Annotated in this window: 14 protein-coding genes and 1 tRNA gene; 11 read left to right on the top strand and 4 right to left on the bottom strand. The window is 65.8% G+C overall.

Annotation, left to right across the window (positions count from 1 at the left end; genetic code table 11):
* The first annotated feature begins 45 nt into the window (after positions 1 to 45).
* Both AB4Z42_RS10570 and AB4Z42_RS10565 read left to right on the top strand, forming a co-directional pair.
* Positions 46 to 1,011 carry an alpha-ketoacid dehydrogenase subunit beta gene (locus tag AB4Z42_RS10570; protein ID WP_442009558.1) on the top strand — a complete coding sequence of 322 codons (966 nt, stop codon included), beginning with the start codon at positions 46 to 48 and terminating at the stop codon, positions 1,009 to 1,011.
* The gene (locus AB4Z42_RS10565) at positions 1,008 to 2,213 is read left to right on the top strand and encodes a dihydrolipoamide acetyltransferase family protein (protein WP_442009113.1); all 1,206 of its coding nucleotides are present in this window, start codon (positions 1,008 to 1,010) and stop codon (positions 2,211 to 2,213) included. Before AB4Z42_RS10570 ends, AB4Z42_RS10565 begins: the two co-directional genes overlap by 4 nt.
* Position 2,214: 1 nt before the next feature.
* Here AB4Z42_RS10565 and AB4Z42_RS10560 read toward each other — a convergent pair whose 3' ends face one another.
* From AB4Z42_RS10560 to AB4Z42_RS10545, 4 genes are all read right to left on the bottom strand, one after another.
* Positions 2,215 to 2,967 carry an enoyl-CoA hydratase gene (locus AB4Z42_RS10560; protein WP_442009112.1) on the bottom strand — a complete coding sequence of 251 codons (753 nt, stop codon included), beginning with the start codon at positions 2,965 to 2,967 and terminating at the stop codon, positions 2,215 to 2,217.
* Between the two features lie 26 nt (positions 2,968 to 2,993).
* On the bottom strand, positions 2,994 to 3,362 hold the full coding sequence (locus tag AB4Z42_RS10555) for a hypothetical protein (protein WP_442009111.1): 369 nt from the start codon (positions 3,360 to 3,362) through the stop codon (positions 2,994 to 2,996).
* Positions 3,363 to 3,421: 59 nt separating this feature from the next.
* Positions 3,422 to 5,020 carry a PE-PPE domain-containing protein gene (locus AB4Z42_RS10550; protein ID WP_442009110.1) on the bottom strand — a complete coding sequence of 533 codons (1,599 nt, stop codon included), beginning with the start codon at positions 5,018 to 5,020 and terminating at the stop codon, positions 3,422 to 3,424.
* Positions 5,021 to 5,099: 79 nt separating this feature from the next.
* A tRNA-Arg gene (locus AB4Z42_RS10545) sits at positions 5,100 to 5,172 on the bottom strand.
* 64 nt (positions 5,173 to 5,236) lie between these two features.
* On the opposite strand from AB4Z42_RS10545, the gene AB4Z42_RS10540 reads away from it, so the two are divergent.
* From AB4Z42_RS10540 to ettA, 9 genes are all read left to right on the top strand, one after another.
* Entirely contained in the window at positions 5,237 to 5,677 is a 441-nt protein-coding gene (locus tag AB4Z42_RS10540) for a group I intron-associated PD-(D/E)XK endonuclease (protein ID WP_442009109.1), read from the top strand.
* A gap of 77 nt (positions 5,678 to 5,754) precedes the next feature.
* Positions 5,755 to 7,239: a wax ester/triacylglycerol synthase family O-acyltransferase gene (locus AB4Z42_RS10535; protein WP_442009108.1), complete on the top strand. Its 1,485-nt coding sequence runs from the start codon at positions 5,755 to 5,757 to the stop codon at positions 7,237 to 7,239.
* Positions 7,236 to 8,945 carry an HAD-IB family hydrolase/lysophospholipid acyltransferase family protein gene (locus tag AB4Z42_RS10530; RefSeq protein ID WP_442009107.1) on the top strand — a complete coding sequence of 570 codons (1,710 nt, stop codon included), beginning with the start codon at positions 7,236 to 7,238 and terminating at the stop codon, positions 8,943 to 8,945. Before AB4Z42_RS10535 ends, AB4Z42_RS10530 begins: the two co-directional genes overlap by 4 nt.
* On the top strand, positions 8,942 to 11,281 hold the full coding sequence (locus AB4Z42_RS10525; RefSeq protein ID WP_442009106.1) for a glycerol-3-phosphate 1-O-acyltransferase: 2,340 nt from the start codon (positions 8,942 to 8,944) through the stop codon (positions 11,279 to 11,281). The genes AB4Z42_RS10530 and AB4Z42_RS10525 overlap by 4 nt, the downstream gene beginning before the upstream one ends.
* Before the next feature lie 46 nt (positions 11,282 to 11,327).
* A complete protein-coding gene (locus tag AB4Z42_RS10520; RefSeq protein ID WP_442009105.1) occupies positions 11,328 to 13,328 on the top strand; it encodes a cytochrome c oxidase assembly protein in 2,001 nt (666 codons plus the stop codon).
* Between the two features lie 85 nt (positions 13,329 to 13,413).
* Entirely contained in the window at positions 13,414 to 14,508 is a 1,095-nt protein-coding gene (locus tag AB4Z42_RS10515; RefSeq protein WP_442009104.1) for a phenazine antibiotic biosynthesis protein, read from the top strand.
* A 2-nt stretch (positions 14,509 to 14,510) separates the two neighbouring features.
* Positions 14,511 to 15,869, top strand: a complete 1,359-nt coding sequence (locus AB4Z42_RS10510) for an aldehyde dehydrogenase family protein (protein WP_442009103.1) — start codon at positions 14,511 to 14,513, stop codon at positions 15,867 to 15,869.
* A gap of 152 nt (positions 15,870 to 16,021) precedes the next feature.
* Positions 16,022 to 16,480, top strand: a complete 459-nt coding sequence (gene ssb / locus AB4Z42_RS10505; protein WP_442009102.1) for a single-stranded DNA-binding protein — start codon at positions 16,022 to 16,024, stop codon at positions 16,478 to 16,480.
* Positions 16,481 to 16,576: 96 nt separating this feature from the next.
* Complete coding sequence (ettA, locus tag AB4Z42_RS10500; protein ID WP_442009101.1) at positions 16,577 to 18,250, top strand: energy-dependent translational throttle protein EttA; 1,674 nt, start codon at positions 16,577 to 16,579, stop codon at positions 18,248 to 18,250.
* The last annotated feature ends 15 nt before the right edge of the window (positions 18,251 to 18,265 follow it).

The following is an 18,265-nucleotide window of genomic DNA, read 5'->3' as shown; positions in this document are numbered from 1 at the left end:
AAAAGTCCGCTACTGACCACCGTCCCGGTGGCTCCGACTCTGACGATGGCACAGGCAATCAACAGGGCACTGCACGACGCGATGGCGGCCGACGACCGTGTGCTCGTCTTCGGTGAGGACGTCGCGAAGCTCGGCGGCGTCTTCCGTGTCACCGAGGGCCTTTCCGAAACCTTCGGCGAGCACAGGTGCTTCGACACACCTCTTGCCGAGTCGGCGATCATCGGCATCGCCATCGGGATGGCGATCCGCGGCTTCGTCCCCGTTCCGGAGATCCAGTTCGACGGGTTCTCCGCGCCGGCGTTCGACCAGATCGTCAGTCATCTGGCGAAGTACCGGATGCGGACCCGCGGTGACATCGACATGCCGGTGACCATCAGGATTCCGTCGTTCGGCGGAATCGGCGCCGTCGAACATCATTCGGAGTCCACGGAGAGCTACTGGCTGCACACCGCCGGTCTCAAGGTGGTGGCGCCATCGACTCCGACAGATGCGTATTGGCTTCTGCGGCACTCGATCACCTGCCGGGATCCGATCGTCTACCTCGAGCCGAAACGACGGTACTGGTCCCGTGAACCCGTCGACACGAACACACCGGGTCTGCCGATCGGACGGGCAGCCATCCGGCGCAGCGGCGACGACGTCACGGTGGTGACCTATGGCCCACTGGTCGCGACAGCGGTCAGCGCGGCCGAACTCGCAGCGCAGCATTACGGATGGAGCATCGAGGTGCTCGACCTGCGATCGCTGAATCCACTGGACTTCGACGCCATCGCCGAATCTGTGCGCAAGACGGGTCGTGTGGTGGTCATGCACGAGGGTCCGCGGACATTGGGCTTCGGCGCGGAACTGGCCGCACGCATCCAAGAGGAACTGTTCTACGACCTCGAGGCGCCGGTCTTGCGCGCGACGGGATTCGACACACCGTTCCCGCCGGCGCGGCTGGAAAAACTGTGGTTACCGGGAGTCGACCGGCTCCTCGATTGCGTCGAGCGGACGTTGGAACAGCCATGAGCGGTGAGGTGAAGGACTTCCTCGTTCCCGATCTCGGCGAGGGACTCGAGGACGCGACGATCACAAGCTGGAGCGTCGCGGTCGGCGACATCGTCGACCTGAACGAGACGCTGTGCACGGTCGAGACGAACAAGGCCGAGGTCGAGATCCCGAGTCCGTACGCCGGGCGGATCACCGAGCTGGGCGGCGGCGAGGGTGAGACGCTGAATGTCGGTGCGGTGCTGGTTCGTATCGAGACGGATGCGGTGGGGACCGAAGCGGAGCCGACCGTCTTCACGGGTGTGAAGCGGAGGCCGGTACTGGTCGGATACGGCGCTGACGACGAGATGGACGACAGCAGACGCACCGTGCGGCCGGCGTCGGCACGGCCTCGCGCGAAACCGTCGGTACGGAAGCTTGCGGCGGAGCTCAACGTGGAGCTGGACGAGCTCGCGGGCTCGGGCGCCGACGGTGTGATCACGCGTGAGGACGTGCTGTCCTCGGCGGGCCGGTCAACGCCGGGACCCGACATGGTGGCCGTGCGCGGTGTGCGGGCGGAAATGGCGCGTCGAATGTCGCTGTCGCGCAGTGAGATACCTGATGCTCATGCGAGTGTGCAGGTGGACGGAACCAATTTGTTGGGGCTGCGTGACCGGATCCGCGACCAGGCGGGCGATGACGCACCGCTCACGCCGTTCGTTCTCACGTTGCGGCTGTTGACGATTGCGCTCATACACCACCAGAACCTGAATTCGACGTGGGTCGACACCACCGCCGGTCCGCAGATCCACCTGCACTCCGCGGTGCATCTGGGATTCGGTGTGGCTGCCCCGCGGGGCCTTCTGGTGCCGGTCGTCAAGGACGCACAGGACAAGACGACACGCGAGCTCGCCGACGTCGTTGCTCGCCTGATCGGGGAGGCTCGCGCCGGCACGCTGATGCCGAACGAGTTGCAGGGCTCCACCTTCACGGTGTCCAACTTCGGCGCGCTGGGGCTGGACGACGGCGTACCGGTGATCAACTACCCGGAAGCGGCGATCCTCGGAATGGGCTCGCTGAAGCCGCGTCCCGTCGTCGTCGCCGGAGAAGTGGTGGCGCGGCCGACGATGACGCTCACGTGCGCGTTCGACCATCGCATCGTCGACGGCGCGCAGGCCGCTGGATTCTTGACCGAACTTCGTGCCCTCATCGAGGCGCCGGAACTGGCGCTCCTCGACCTCTAGGTCACCTGCGCTTGGCGGCTTCGAGCCGGCGTGCGAATTCCGGCGACTCGATCGAGCGTGCCTGCGGGCCGAGCTCCGTGTCGACCGCGATGCCGTGCTGATCGCTGTCGATGAAGCCGGGATTGGCGGTCGCCCGCATCGAAGCCTTCGTCGCGATGACCACCTCGCGCGGTGCACGCGCAGGCCCTGCGGCGAGTTCACGAGCGGCGGCGACGGGATCCTCGGCGACCCGCAGCGCCAGCCCGTGACGCACCGCCTCCTCGGCGTCGAAACTCATGCCGAAGAGAAGCGACGCGCGGGCCACCTGTGGACCGACGGCACGTTGCAGCATCCACGTGGCGCCGCCGCCGGGATGGATGCCGAGCTTCTGGAAGCGCGGATCGAAGAGCGCCGCCGGGCCGGCGATGCGCACGTCGGCGGCCAGCGCGAGGTTCAGCCCGGCGCCGACGGCCGCGCCGTTGACCGCAGCGATCGTCGGCAGCGCGCAGTTGGCGACGGCGAGGAACCCGTCGTAGATGACGCGCAGGCCGTCTTCGGTGGCCTCACCCAACGCGGTCAGGTTCGCGCCGGCGCAGAACGCCTTACCCGCTCCGGTGACGATCAGCGCGTGCACGTCCTGGTTGGCCTCGGCGGCGTCCACCGCCGATCGCAATGCCGCCGAGATCTCGGCCGTGACCGCATTTCGGCGGTCGGGGTCGTTGATGGTGATGACGGCGACGTTGTGATCGATGTGGACCAGTACGGGATCAGACACGCGGATCAGCCTAGTGACCGCGTGGGTCAGGCGATCGTCAACGTGACGTTGTTCAGCGAGACCGCGACATCGCTGGGCAGGATGTCGACGAAGGTGGGGGCGTCGCGCACCGCGGGTCCGGACGCGATCACGTTGCGGGGAAAACCAGGCCCGCATGGGAAGTTGTTGCACCGGAACCAGAAGCCTTGTGCGCTTTGATACGGGTACATGCTCGGTGCCTGATCGACCCGGTAGTGACCCGGCTGGATGAACGCAGTGGACCACCCGTCACGTGGGTTGGTGGCGACGTTGAAGACGCCGTTGCTGCCGTAGCTCGGTGGAGCGGCATACGCCGGGGCAGCCAGCGCAACCGTCAGAACTGCGGCGGCCGCTGTCGCCGCGACCTTGGATCTCACCACGGGAGTGTATCGAGCAGTGCGCCTCGGAGAAGCGGATATGAGCGGTAAAGCGCTCGTTATGCGGCCGCGGCCTGTCCGCCGTCGGACGAATTGTCGTCGTCCTTGCCGCCGGGCTTCGTGTCTGTGGCGCCGCCGTCGACACCGGTATTGATAGTCGTCGGATCCGTGACGGTCGGATCGGTGCCAGCTCCGAGCTGCGAGTTCTGCTCCGGTTCAACCGACTCCGGACCAGGTGTCGGGGTGGTGGTGCTGCCATTGCCGGGGTCGACGGAGAATCCTCCGGGCAGCGCCGTGAGGCTGTTCCGCAGAATGTTCATCAACGGCTTGGTGTTCTCGTCGACGATATTGCCGGGAACCGTGGGCTCCTCGGTGGTCTCGGTCGTGAGCTCCTGGGGCGTTTCGGTGAGTTCGCCGTTCGTATCGGCACCGAGCTGTTCGTTCGTCTGGGACTTGACTTCGTTCTGATCTTCGTTTGATTCGGCGTTGAGTTCTTCGCCCGTTTCGGTCGTGGACTCTTCCGGCGTCGACGGCGTTCCGGTCCTCAGCATCTGAGTGTTGGTGACCGCTGGCGGACTTGGAAAGAACGGCGCGACGATCGCGGCCAGGGTCTCCAGAATTGCGCCGGGAAGCTTGATCAACGCCGTGAAGATGTCGCCGATCGACGGGAAAATTCGGCCGGGACGGTAGGCACTCGGATCCGAGGGGATCGGGTTGCCGCCGTAATAGCCGAAGTCGACCGCCCATTTCAGCAGCGGCGCCGACACGTTGGCGATGTAGTCGCCGAAGATGCCGCGAATCAGTGTGGTGAGCGGCAGCTCCCTGGTCGTGTACGTGACGTAGGTGGTGTTGTTCCGCGTCGTGACGTACGCAGTGATCCTGTCGCTTGGTGAGCTGCACCGGGCATCCGGGCAGGCGAGGACGTTGTGGCTCTCGGTGATCGCGCACGTGTTGGCACCATCGCAGGTGAGCGGAGTGCCGTCAGGGGCGATTGGTCGTCCCTCGGCGTCGACGGGCAGGTCGACCTCGGCCTGGTTCAGGCGTGTGGTCAGGTATGCCGCGAGTGCGTTGACGGCGGAGAACGGGTTCAACGCGTACGCAGGCGCGTTCGAGTTGTAGTCGTACTCGTAGCCGGTGTTGACGACCCACGAGGCGGACGTCTGACTCGGCGTGGGATACGGATTCACCCCGATGAGCGCGAACAAGGGATACCGGGTGCCGAAGCCACCGTCGGGCCGGGCGACGTCGTTGTCGAGAATGAACGTGGTGTTGCTGTACGCGGGGTTGTCTCGCAACAGCAGCAAACTTGCGTTCGCCGCACCCCAGCCTGACGCCACGACGGCGTTGCGCTCGCCGGGGTTTGCGTCCAGCGCCGCCTGGATGCCGGCCGTGCCGTCGTAGAAGTTCACTGTGACGATGTCGTCGCCGTTGGGGCCGGTGTAGATCGGGTCGCGGAACTTGCCGCCGAAGAAGTCAGCGACACCAGCTCCGCTGGGATTTGTCGAGCTGCCGACGACGATGAGGGCGGCCAGATCGACGAGGGACGAGGAGACGGAATTGGGCTGGGTGACTGCAACGGCTGTGACACTTGCTGCAACCCCGATCGCGGCAGCGCTGATCGCGACCTTGACCGCGTCTTTTCTGCCAGCCCTGGCCATTCGTTCGCCCCTCCCGAAGGATTTCTAGCAAACCCTATCGTTCACGGGCATGGTACGCGAGATCGCGGGAGGAAGTAAGCGCCCCCGGCAGGACTCGAACCTGCGGCCAACCGCTTAGAAGGCGGCTGCTCTATCCGCTGAGCTACGGGGGCCAGCGCACACACCTTATCGAAATCCCACAAACCGATGGATGGGTCATCCCCTACTCTTGAATCGATGGCGACGCACCACACGAGGGACAAGGGCGACCTGGGCATCGCCAAAGTCCACGCCGACTTGGTGAGCCAAGGCTTCACGGTGCTGTTTCCGGCGACGGAGCACGCACCCTTCGATCTTGTCGCATATGCCGCCGGAGAGTTTCACCGACTTCAAGTGAAATACCGGTCGGCGCGTGCAGGTGCCGTGAAAGTTCAGTTCCGGTCTATGTGGGTGGATCGAAACGGAACGCATACGACTCCGATGGACAAGGGCGCAATCGACATCGTGTGCATCTACTGCCCGGAGACTGACGAGTGCTACTACGTGCGGCCCGACGCATACGGAACGTCGGTCACGCTCCGCGTATCACCCAGCAGGAATGGTCAGCAGGCGGGTGTTATGGATGCGACAGCCTTCCGCGAGCTGTCCAGCGCCTCCAGGCTCCGCGACAGCCACTAAAGGCGCTTCGCGCTTCCGCGCAGCGGACTAGCGTGGTGACCATCGATCGGCGGGGAGCGGGAGGAGATCAACGAGTCATGAGCGACGTGCCGGACCTCGACGCGGACGGACTTCCAGAGGAACTCAGCGCGTTCGACCAGATCCTGCATCGCGGTGAGGCCAACCCGCGCACCCGCTCGGGGATCATGACCCTGGAGATCTTGGACTCCGACCCGGACTGGGAGCAGTTCCGCCGCAGGTTCGACAACGCCTCGCGCAAGGTGCTGCGGCTCCGGCAGAAGGTCGTCACGCCCACGCTGCCGACGGTGGCGCCGCGTTGGGTGGTCGATCCCGATTTCAACCTCGACTTCCACCTGCGCCGGATCCGGATTTCCCAACCGGGGACCCTGCGACAGGTGATGGACCTCGCCGACGTCGCGGCGCAGTCACCGCTCGACATCTCCCGACCGTTGTGGACCGCCACGCTCATCGAGGGGCTCGAGGGTGGCGGCGCGGCGATCATGATGCATCTGAGCCACGCCGTGACCGACGGTGTCGGCGCCGTCGAGATGTTCGCCCACATCTACGACCTGGAACGCGATCCTGCGCCGCAGGCGATTCCGCCGTTGCCGATCCCGCAGGACCTCTCGCCCAACGACCTTATGCGCCAAGGGTTCAGGCGCCTCCCAGGCACGATCGTGGGCCGAATGGCTGGTGTGGTGTCGGGCGCCGCCCACGTGGTGGGCGAAGCGATCCGTGACCCGATCTCGCGCATGGGCAGCGTCATCGATTACGCGATGTCCGGTGCGCGGGTGATGGGACCGGTCGCAGAACCGTCACCGGTGCTGCGCCGGCGCAGCCTCTCGTCGCGCAGCGAGGCCATCGACATCAAGTTCGGTGACCTGCACCGCGCGTCGAAGGCCGCGGGCGGCTCGATCAACGATGCGTACCTGGCCGGGCTGTGTGGTGCGCTGCGGCTCTACCACGACGCCAAGGGCGTTCCGATCGACGCGTTGCCGATGGCGGTCCCGGTCAACCTGCGATCCGAAGCCGATCCCGCGGGTGGAAACCGCTTCGCCGGTGTCAATCTCGCCGCGCCGATCGGGCTGCAGGACCCCGAGGTGCGGATCAAGAACATCCGCTCACAGATGACGAGCAAGCGCGAAGAGCGCGCGATCGACATGGTCGGCGCCATCGCGCCGGTGGTCAGCCTGCTGCCCGACTCGGTGCTCGAGTCGATGGCCGGATCGATCGTCAACTCCGATGTGCAGGCCAGCAATGTGCCCGTTTATGCGGGCGATACGTTCATCGCAGGCGCGAAGATTCTGCGGCAGTACGGAATTGGCCCGCTGCCGGGCGTGGCCATGATGGTGGTACTGATCTCCCGAGCGGGATATTGCACCATCACTACGCGTTACGACCGGGCCGCGATCGATGACCCCGACCTGTGGGCACGCTGCCTGCTTTCGGGATTCGACGAAGTCCTGGCTCTGGGCGGCGAAGGTCGCGCGGAACCGGCGTCGTTCTCGATTGACCCGTCCGAACCCGTCCACATCTCACCGAACGGAAGTGCGCTGCAATGACTTCGGGAAACGGCCAAGCTTCGCAACCCACGCGCAAGACCATGCGGCTGCCGGGATCCGTCGCCGAGATACAGGCAAGCCCGGCCGGGCCCGAGGTCGGCGCGTTCTTCGATCTCGATGGCACGCTGGTCGCCGGGTTCACCGGTGTGATCATGACGCAGGATCGATTACGCCGCCGCCAGATGTCGGTCGGGGAGTTCATCGGCATGGTGCAGGCCGGGCTCAACCATCAACTCGGCCGCTCTGAATTCGAGGACCTCATCGGCAAGGGCGCCCGCATGCTGCGGGGCAACTCGCTCGCCGACATCGACGAACTGGCCGAGCGTCTCTTCGTGCAGAAGATCGTGGGGCGCATCTATCCCGAGATGCGTGAGCTCGTCCGCGCTCACATGGCCCGCGGCCACACCGTCGTGCTCAGCTCGTCTGCGTTGACGGTGCAGGTCGAGCCGGTCGCACGGTTCCTCGGCATCGAGAACGTGCTGAGCAACAAGTTCGAGACCGATGAGCACGGACTGCTGACGGGTGAGGTTCTCACCCCGATCATCTGGGGACCGGGCAAGGCCAGGGCGGTGCAGGCGTTCGCAGGCAAGAACGGTGTCGACCTCTCGAAGAGTTACTTTTACGCCGACGGTGACGAAGACGTCGCGTTGATGTATCTGGTCGGCAATCCGCGGCCCACCAATCCGGCGGGCAAGCTCGCCGCGGTCGCAGCCAAACGGGGTTGGCCCGTACTGAGATTCAGCAGCCGCAGCGGAAGCAGCCCGGTGTCACAGCTGCGCACGGCCGCCGGTATCGCGTCGATGATGCCGATCGCCGGGGCGGCGATCGGCCTCGGCCTGCTGACCCGTAACAGGCGCACCGGCGTCAACTTCTTCACGTCGACGTTCGGCCGGACACTTCTGACGACCATCGGGGTCGAGCTGAACGTGCAGGGCAAGGAGAACCTGACGGCCGAGCGGCCTGCGGTGTTCATCTTCAACCACCGAAACCAGGCGGACCCGCTCATTGCGGGACGACTGGTCGAATCGAATTTCACATCGGTCGGCAAGAAGGAACTGGAGAACGACCCGATCGTCGGCACCATGGGCAAGATCATGGATGCGGCGTTCATCGACCGTGACGATCCCAAGAAGGCCGTCGAGGGACTCAAGAAGGTCGAGGAGCTGGCCCGCAAGGGTCTGTCGATCCTGATCGCGCCCGAAGGCACGCGCCTGGACACCACCGAGGTCGGTCCGTTCAAGAAGGGTCCCTTCCGGATCGCGATGTCGGCGGGAATCCCGATCGTGCCCATAGTGATCCGCAACGCCGAGGTCATCGCTGCGCGCGACTCGAGCACGTTCAATCCCGGAACCGTCGACGTCATCGTGTATCCGCCCATCCCCGTTGATGATTGGACGCACGACAACCTGACCGATCGCATCGCCGAGGTACGCGGTCTCTACCTCGACACGCTGAAGGACTGGCCGCAGGGCGAGCTGACCACTCCGGAGTTGTACAAGCGCAAGACGGCCAGGAAGACGCCGGCGAAGAAGACCACGGCCAAGAAGACCGCGGCGAAGAAGACCACGGCCGAGAAGACCGCGGCCAAGAAGACCACGGCCAAGAAGACCACGGCGAAGAAGACCACCGCCAGCACAGCGACGGGCAAGAAGGCGCCAGCCAAGAAGACGGCGGCGAAAAGGGCTGCGCCGAAAGGCCGGCCGTGAACGTTCCATCCGACCGATTCGCGCAGTTCACCCCGACCGACGATGCACTCGTGCTGGCGTCGGTGGGGTCGCCCGCTGAAGTCGAGCTGCTCAACGACTGGCTGGAGCAACAGCGCCGCGAGCATCCCGACTCCAAGCTCGACGTGTTGCGGCTGCCCGCCGACGATCCACCGCCAAGCGTGCTCGCCCAGCTCGTCGCCGAGCTGGAAGCCGACGAGGATCGCTCCGTCGTACCGGTGCGGGTGTTCTGGGTGCCCGGCGGACTGCCGACACGCTCGAAGGTGGTGTCGCTGCTGTCGGGTCGCGACACCTACCGGCCACCGGAGCTTCTGCAGCGCCGCATCCTGCGCAAGGATCCATCTCGCGCGCGGGTGGTCGCCGGTGAACCCGCGAAAGTATCCGAGCTACGGCAGCAGTGGGCCGATACGACGGTTGCCGAGAACGCACGGGAGTTCGCACGCTTCGTCATCCGCCGCGCCATCCTGGCGATCGAACGGGTCGAGCTGAGCCTGCTCGGACCGGAGTACAAGTCCCCGCGGCTGATGAAGCCGGAGATCCTTGCCTCGACGCGGTTCCGTGAAGGCTTGGAACAGATTCCGGGTGCGGACGTCGAGAAAGCGGGGGAGATGCTCGACGAACTCTCCACCGGATGGAGCCGGTTCTCGGTCGATCTGATCCCGTCGCTGGGCCGCGCGATATTCAGCCGCGGATTCGATCCCAACGTCGACTACGACCGCGCCCAGGTCGAGGCGATGCGCGGCAGCCTGGAGAACCATCCGGCGGTGTTGCTGTTCTCGCACAGGTCGTATCTCGACGGCGTGATCGTGCCGGTGGCGATGCAGGAGAACCGGTTACCCCCGGTGCATACGTTCGCGGGCATCAACCTGTCGTTCGGTCTCATGGGGCCGCTGATGCGCCACTCCGGCGTGATCTTCCTGCGCCGCAAGCTCGACGACCCGCTGTACAAATACGTGCTGCGGCAGTTCGTCGGCTACATCGTCGAGAAGCGGTTCAACCTCAGCTGGTCGATCGAGGGCACACGCTCACGTACCGGAAAGATGTTGCCGCCCAAGCTGGGTCTGCTCGCGTACGTCGCCGACGCCTATCTCGACGGTCGCAGCGACGACATTCTGCTGCAGCCCGTGTCGATCAGCTTCGATCAGTTGCATGAAACCGCGGAGTATGCGGCGTACGCGCAGGGCGGCGAGAAGACACCCGAGGGTTTGTCGTGGTTGTACAACTTCATCAAGGCCCAGGGCGAGCGCAATTACGGCAAGATCTACGTCCGCTTCCCCGAAGCGGTGTCGATGCGCGAATACCTTGGTGCGCCACACGGTCCGATGTCCACCGACGATGCCGCGAAACGCCTTGCCATGCAGAAGATGGCCTTCGAGGTGGCGTGGCGGATCCTGCGGGCGACGCCGGTCAACGCGACCGCTCTGGTCTCGGCGCTGCTACTGACCACCCGTGGGGTTGCCCTCACCCTCGACCAGCTGCACCACACTCTGCAGGACTCGCTGGATTATCTGGAGCGCAAGCAGACCCCGATGACGAACAGCGCGTTGCGGCTGAGGACACCCGACGGAGTTCGTGCCGCGCTCGACGCTCTTTCCAACCGCCATCCGGTCACGTGTGTCGAGGGTGGCAGGGAACCGGTCTGGCTCATCGCACCGGAGGACGAACATCAGGCGGCCTTCTACCGGAACACGCTGATCGACGCGTTTCTCGAGACGTCAATCGTCGACCTGGCTCTCGCGTACTCAGCGCGCGCCGAAGGAGATCGGCTGGAAGCGTTCTGGAGCCAGGCGATGCGGCTGCGGGCTCTGCTGAAGTTCGACTTCTACTTCGCCGACTCCGCTGCGTTCCGCGAGCATGTGGCCGAGGAGTTGTCGTGGCACCAGGACTGGGAATCGCACGTATCGTCGGGCGATGCCGACAACCTGCTGCGCGTCAAACGACCGCTGATCGCCGGTGCGATGCTGCGGCCATTCTTCGAGGCCTACGAGATCGTGGCGGACGTGTTGCGCGACTCACCCGCCGACATCGACGAGAAAGAGCTGACCAAGAGGGCGTTGGGCCTCGGCAATCAGTTCATCGCGCAGCACCGCGTGAGCAGCAATGAGTCGGTGTCGGCCCTGTTGTTCACGACGGCGCGCCAGGTGGTCGCCGACCAGAATCTGTTGACGCCCGCCGCCGATCTCGAAGATCGGCGTACAGCGTTCCGCGACGAGCTTCACGGCATTCTGCGCGATATGGAAAAGGTCGAGCAGATCGCGCTCGAGCAGTTCTCCGCGCGCGAGGTCGAGCGGCGCAGCCTGCGCAGCGAATCGGTGTAGAACCGGCCCCGCGGGCCGGTGCACCGTCACGCCATACGCTGAACAGATGACCACGGTCGCTTCCAGCGTGCGCAGCAGCGCAGTGTGGCCCGTGCTGGTGGGAGTCGCGGTGCTGGCCGGTGCGGTCGCCGCGGGGCTCGCCGCGTTGTCGCTCGCGGACGCGTTGACGGCGACGGGACTGCCCGATCCCGGCCCGGTGACCACCTATGGCCTGCCGTTTGTCCGGGCGGCGGGCGAGATCGCCGCGGTGGTCGCCGTCGGATCGTTTCTGCTGGCCGCGTTCCTGGTGCCGCCGCAAGCCAACGGGGTGCTCGACGCGAGCGGCTACCGCGCGCTTCGGCTCGGCACCGTCGCGTCCGCAGTGTGGACCGTCTGCGCGGCGCTGTTGGTGCCGCTGACCGTCTCCGATGTGACCGGCCAGCCGCTGGCGTCGCGTCTCGATCCGTCGGCGATCTGGTCGGTGGCGAGCCTGGTCGAAATCGCTGGCGCATGGCGGTGGACGGCGTTCATCGCCGCCGCCGTGACCATCGCCAGCATCCCGGTGCTGCGCTGGTCGCCAACGCCGCTGCTGTTCGCCGGATCCCTGGCCACCCTGCTGCCGCTCGCACTGACCGGTCATTCGTCGTCGGGCGGTTCGCATGATCTGGCCACCAACAGTCTGCTCATCCACTTGGTGGCCGGCGCATTGTGGGCAGGCGGCTTGCTGGCGCTGCTGGTGCACGCTCTACGCGGCGGCGAGCATTCGTACCTGGCTGCGCGGCGGTTCTCGGCGGTCGCCCTGTGGTGTTTCGTGGCCATGGCGCTCAGTGGCGTCGTCAACGCCCTGGTCCGAGTTCAGCCGGCAGATTTGTTCGACACCACGTACGGCTGGCTCATCCTCGCGAAAGCCACGGCGTTGTGCGTACTCGGTGCGTTCGGGTGGCTGCAGCGCCGTCGCGGTATCGCCGCGCTGCAGTCGGATCCGGGCGCCCGGGGACCGTTGATCAGGCTGGCGCTCGTCGAAGCCGTGGTGTTCGGCCTGACGTTCGGCATCGCCGTCGCGCTGGGCCGGACTCCGCCACCCCCGCCGCCGGTCTTCAATCCGTCGATCCCGGCGATCGAGATCGGCTACGACCTCGCCGGGCCCCTCACCGTGGCGCGGATCCTGTTCGACTGGCGCTTCGACCTGGTTTTCGGCACGGCCGCGATCGTGTTCGCACTCGTGTACCTCGCCGCCGTGGTCAAGCTGCGGCGCCGCGGCGACGCATGGCCCGTCGGCCGGACCGCGGCGTGGCTGCTGGGATGCCTGGTGTTGCTCTTCGCCACGTCGTCGGGTGTCGGCCGGTACATGCCTGCCATGTTCAGCATGCACATGGCCGCCCACATGCTGCTGTCGATGCTCACCCCGATCCTGCTCGTGCTCGGCGCTCCGGTCACGCTCGCGCTGAGGGCGTTGCCCGCCGCCGGTCGCGGCGATGCACCCGGCCCGAGGGAGTGGCTGCTCGCCGCCCTGCACTCCCGGGTGTCGCGTGTGCTCACCAATCCGTTCGTGGCGACCATCCTGTTCGTCGCCGGGTTCTACGGGCTGTACTTCGGCGGGATCTTCGATGCGGCGGTGGACAGCCATCCCGCCCACCTCGCGATGAATCTGCATTTCCTGCTGACCGGCTATCTGTTCTACTGGGTCGTCATCGGTGTGGACCCGACACCGCGTCCGATCCCACCGCTGGGCAAGGTCGCAATGGTGTTCGCATCACTGCCGTTCCACGCGTTCTTCGGTGTCGTGTTGATGAGCACCAACACCGTGCTGGGAGAGGCGTTCTACAAGTCGCTGCAGCTGTACTGGCACACCGACCTGCTCGGCGATCAACGGCTGGGCGGTGGAATCGCCTGGGCGGCAGGGGAGATACCGCTGGTCATCGTGATGATCGCGCTGCTGATCCAGTGGCGCCGTAGCGACGAGCGCACCGCCGTACGGCTGGACCGGGCCGCTGACCGCGACGAGGATGCCGACCTCGCCGCGTACAACGCCATGCTTGCCGAACTCGCGCGCCGCGGAGAGCGATGAACGCTCGCCGAATGGGAAGTTAACGCACCGATTTTCGCGAGATGCGTGCCATAACTAGCCACTCGACGGTGACAGGATTGGCGTCGTGGCTGGTGTCGACTTCTCGTTGTTGGATGTCCCGCGCGAACTACCGGTCGACGATCCGGGTGCGTTCCTTCGCTCTGCGATCGCGTGGCACTTCGGCGAGGACACCGGATGCGCGTTCTGGTTGCGCGCGGCGCAGAACCTTGACTTCGATCCGCTGACCGACATCGAGACGTTCGACGACCTCCGCAAGTTTCCGAACCTGCTCAGCGAGCTTCGCGACGCCCCGGTCGAGGACCTGATCCCACAGGGCTATGGAAGCCCCGCGCCGATCCCGCTGATCTTCGAATCGGGCGGAACCACGGGAGCGCCGAAGCGAACCGCCCAGCTGCCCGACTGGGTCGAGCAGGTGACCCGTTGGCAGGTAGACGATTTCGCGACGGGCGGCTTCGTGCGCGGCGGCGGACTCGTGTGCGTCATGCCGAGTGGTCCCCATGGGGTCGGCTATTTCTCCCGCGAGGTTTCGCGGCGGTTGGGGTCGGCCTTTCACGGCGTCGACCTGGACCCGCGCTGGGTGAAGAAGCTCACCGCGCGCGGGGTCGCCACCGAGGTGTCGATGTACGTCGACCACATTCTCGAACAGGCGAAGTTCATCCTGCAGACCCAGCGCGTGGCCAATATGCACACTTCGCCGCCACTGTTCGATGCCATCGCCCGCGACGACCGGCTGGTGGATCTGGTCAACGAGAACATCCGCTACCTGCTGCTCAGCGGGGCGCATGTCGACATCGACACGCTGGAATTGCTGCGAGAGATCTTCCCGCAGACCACGATCACGATGGCGTTCGGCAGCACGATGATCCTGTCGCAGGCGATGACCCGCACGACGCCGGAGGGCGAGTTCGTGTTTCACCCCCGCAGCCCGTACGTCGTCTTCTGGGTGGTCGATCCCGAGACCGGAGAGCAGGTCGAGCACGGCAGGCGCGGTCAGGTGGTGATGAACCACATCAGCAAGGGCATGTTCATCCCGAACAATCTCGAACGCGACAGCGCGATTCGGATGCGCGGACTGCCCGGCCAGATCGGGGATTCGGTGAGTGAGATCGCGCCCGTGGCCACCTTCGAGGGCGAGGCCGTCATCGAGGGCGTGTACTGACCGTGACCGTCCTCGATGCGCTGGGCCCGGGCGGCGAATACCGAACTCGCAAGCGCGAATTGATCACCGATGTCTCCGGCGCCGGGGTTGCGGAGATGACCGTCGTGCCTCCGCTCTATGTGGCCCGCACCCTCAACACCCAACGCAAGACGCGGCCGCTACCTGCCGAAGAGCGCGAGTCCGCACTGGCGCGAGCCGTGGACATGTTCCTGACCAAGGAGATCGCCGGCCTCGACTTCGCCGGCTACGCCGGCATCACCAGTCGGGTATCGGGTCTGCCGATCTCGGTGACGCTGGCGGGCGCGCACAGCGTGGCAGAACAGGTGGCGGCAGTCGGCGAATCGTTGCGGCCGGCCCAACCGGCTGGCGCAGAACGTGATTGGCGTGACGTCCGCGGCGGAGGCGCGGTGTGGGCGCGCCGCGGCGCGGTGTTCGCCGTGCACGCGTCGGGAAACGCACCGGGGGTTCACGGTCTCTGGCCGCAGGCGCTGATGCTGGGCTACCGGGTGGCCGTACGCCCGTCGCGACGCGAACCGTTCACCGGGCAGCGATTGATTGCGGCATTGCGCGAGAGCGGATTTCGTACCGCCGACGTGTCCTATCTGCCGACCGACTACGCCGGTGCCGACGAGATCATCCGCGCTGCCGACCTCGCGATGGTCTACGGTGGCCAGGACGTCGTCGACAAGTACGCCAACAACCCGGCGGTCTGGGTCAACGGTCCAGGGCGCGCCAAGATTCTGATCACCGCCGAACAGGACTGGCGCGACCATCTCGATCTCATCGTCGAGTCGATCTGCACATTCGGCGGGACGGCCTGCGTCAACACGACCGCGGTGTTGTACGAGGGCGATGCGGCTCCGCTGGCGGAGGCGATCGCCGAACGGCTCTCGTCGCTCGTTGCGCTGCCGATCACCGACGACCGTGCGCAACTGCCCGTCATGTCCACCGCCGCCGCCCACACGGTCGCGCAGTTCCTCGGCGACAGGGCCATAGGGACAACGCCGTTGCTCGGCGCCGATCGCGTGGTCGCCGACTTCGGTGACGGCACCGCCGCGCTGCGACCGGCGGTACACCTGCTCGCCGCTCCGGACCCCGTCAGGTTGAACACCGAACTCGCATTTCCGTGCGTCTGGGTGTCACCGTGGTCGCGCGAGGACGGCCTCGAACCGCTACGCCGATCCCTCGTGATCAACGCCATCACCGACGACGAGCAGCTGATCGACGAGCTTGTCGACGATCCGACCATCCCCAACGTGTACAGCGGCCCTCACCCCACCTGGCACAGCGCGCCACACATTCCGCACGACGGCTTTCTCGCCGACTTCCTGATGTGCAACAAGGGCTTCATCCGCGGCTGATCTGCGCTATCCACAACGGTGGATTCATCCACAGCCGCCGTGACGACGGCCGGCATTCCGCGGCTCCGGTGTCGGCGCCCCGACGGTCAATGGCGGGGTCACCGACGCGCCGGAATGCCGGACGTCGCAGCAAGGGAATGGAAGGAAGCATCATGTTCGAGACCCCGTTTACCATCGTCGGCAACATCGTCACCGATCCGATCCATCGCCAGGTCGGCGAACAGGAGATGGTCAGGTTCCGCGTCGCCAGCAATTCACGCCGCCGCACCGCCGAAGGAACATGGGAGCCCGGTAACTCGTTGTTCGTCACGGTGACCTGCTGGGGCCGGGTGGTATCCGGTGCCAGCGCCGCCCTGGTGAAGGGCGATCCCGTGATCGTGGTGGGCCATATCCACACCAGCGAGTACGACGACCGCGACGGCAACCGCCGCACATCGGTCGAGGTCCGGGCGACATCCGTCGGTCCTGACCTGGCACGCTGCAAGGCGCGCATCGACCGGGTCAGACAACCGGCCGACGAGCAGGTCGCCACCCTCGGCGACGACTCCGCTGCCGCCAACGATGACGCCGAAGCGGACCAGTCCGACGAGGCGCTGCCGCTGACGGCGTAGGCACAGGCACACGGTCGGCTACCCCGACGTGGCCACGCCTAGGATGGTCGGCGGCGATCAACGACTCAGACCATCTCTGAAAGGCAACACCACGGCATGGCCGAATTCATCTATTCGATGCGGAAGGTCCGCAAGGCGCACGGCGACAAGGTCATCCTTGACGACGTCAGTCTGAACTTCCTTCCAGGCGCGAAGATCGGCGTCGTCGGTCCGAACGGGGCAGGCAAGTCGAGCGTCTTGCGGATCATGGCCGGCCTCGACACCGCCAACAACGGCGACGCGCTGCTGCAGCCAGGTGCGACAGTCGGCATCCTGCAGCAGGAGCCGCAGCTCGACGAGACCAAGACGGTTCGCGAGAACGTCGAGGACGGCGTGGCGATCAAGGCGAAGCTCAACCGCTACAACGACGTCGCCGAGCTGATGGCCACCGACTACAGCGACGAGCTGATGGAGGAGATGGGCAAGCTCCAGGAGGAGCTGGACGCCGCCGACGCGTGGGATATCGACTCCCAGCTCGAACAGGCGATGGACGCGTTGCGCTGCCCGCCGCCCGACGAGCCGGTGACCCACCTGTCGGGCGGTGAGAAACGACGCGTGGCCTTGTGCAAGCTGTTGCTGTCCAAGCCCGACCTGCTGCTGCTCGACGAGCCGACCAACCACCTCGACGCCGAGAGCGTGCTGTGGCTCGAACAGCACCTCGCCGACTACAAGGGCGCCATCCTGGCCGTCACGCACGACCGCTACTTCCTGGACAACGTGGCGGAGTGGATTCTCGAGCTGGACCGCGGGCGCGCCTACCCGTACGAGGGCAACTACTCCACCTATCTGGAGAAGAAGGCCGAGCGCGTCGGCGTGCAGGGCCGCAAGGACGCCAAGCTGCAGAAACGGCTGCAGGAGGAACTCGCCTGGGTCCGATCGGGCGCCAAGGCGCGTCAGGCCAAGAGCAAGGCCCGGCTGGGGCGCTACGAGGAGATGGCAGCCGAAGCGGAGAAGACGCGCAAGCTCGATTTCGAGGAGATCCAGATCCCGACCGGGCCGCGGCTGGGCAGCGTGGTCGTCGAGGTCGAGCATCTCGACAAGGGGTTCGAGGGCCGCACCCTCATCAAGGACCTGTCGTTCACACTGCCTCGCAATGGGATCGTCGGAGTCATCGGTCCCAACGGCGTCGGCAAGACCACGCTGTTCAAGACCATCGTGGGCCTCGAGCAGCCCGACAGCGGCACCGTGAAGGTCGGCGAGACAGTCAAGCTGAGCTACGTCGACCAGAGCCGCGCGGGTATCGACCCCAAGAAGACGGTGTGGGAAGTGGTCTCGGACAAGCTCGACTACATCGAGGTCGGGCAGAACGAGATCCCATCGAGGGCATATGTCTCGGCGTTCGGCTTCAAGGGTCCCGACCAGCAGAAACCGGCCGGTGTGCTATCCGGCGGTGAACGCAACCGGCTCAATCTGGCGCTCACCCTCAAGGAGGGCGGCAACCTCATCCTGCTCGACGAGCCGACCAACGACCTGGACGTGGAAACGCTGTCATCCCTGGAGAACGCGCTGGAGAATTTCCCCGGCTGCGCCGTGGTGATTTCGCACGACCGGTGGTTCCTCGACCGCACATGCACGCACATCCTGGCGTGGGAGGGCGACGACGACAACGAGGCCAAGTGGTTCTGGTTCGAGGGCAACTTCGCGGGCTACGAGGAAAACAAAGTGGAACGGATTGGTATCGATGCTGCACGTCCGCACAGGGTTACCCACCGCCGGCTGACGCGCGACTAGTGTCGATCAGCGGAC

Origin of the sequence: Mycobacterium sp. 2YAF39, from assembly GCF_052114565.1 — a bacterium.
In the GTDB taxonomy this organism is placed as follows: Bacteria; Actinomycetota; Actinomycetes; order Mycobacteriales; family Mycobacteriaceae; genus Mycobacterium.
The sequence above is the reverse complement of the archived record's forward strand: the minus strand, read 5'-3'. Positions and strand labels throughout refer to the sequence as shown.

Excerpts from the sequence above, each read along its gene's own strand:
- AB4Z42_RS10570 (WP_442009558.1), top strand. The coding sequence starts at position 46 with ATGGCACAGGCAATCAACAGGGCACTGCACGACGCGATGGCGGCCGAC.
- AB4Z42_RS10565 (WP_442009113.1), top strand. The coding sequence starts at position 1,008 with ATGAGCGGTGAGGTGAAGGACTTCCTCGTTCCCGATCTCGGCGAGGGA.
- AB4Z42_RS10550 (WP_442009110.1), bottom strand. The coding sequence starts at position 5,020 with ATGGCCAGGGCTGGCAGAAAAGACGCGGTCAAGGTCGCGATCAGCGCT.
- AB4Z42_RS10540 (WP_442009109.1), top strand. The coding sequence starts at position 5,237 with ATGGCGACGCACCACACGAGGGACAAGGGCGACCTGGGCATCGCCAAA.
- AB4Z42_RS10535 (WP_442009108.1), top strand. The coding sequence starts at position 5,755 with ATGAGCGACGTGCCGGACCTCGACGCGGACGGACTTCCAGAGGAACTC.
- AB4Z42_RS10530 (WP_442009107.1), top strand. The coding sequence starts at position 7,236 with ATGACTTCGGGAAACGGCCAAGCTTCGCAACCCACGCGCAAGACCATG.
- AB4Z42_RS10520 (WP_442009105.1), top strand. The coding sequence starts at position 11,328 with ATGACCACGGTCGCTTCCAGCGTGCGCAGCAGCGCAGTGTGGCCCGTG.
- ssb (WP_442009102.1), top strand. The coding sequence starts at position 16,022 with ATGTTCGAGACCCCGTTTACCATCGTCGGCAACATCGTCACCGATCCG.
- ettA (WP_442009101.1), top strand. The coding sequence starts at position 16,577 with ATGGCCGAATTCATCTATTCGATGCGGAAGGTCCGCAAGGCGCACGGC.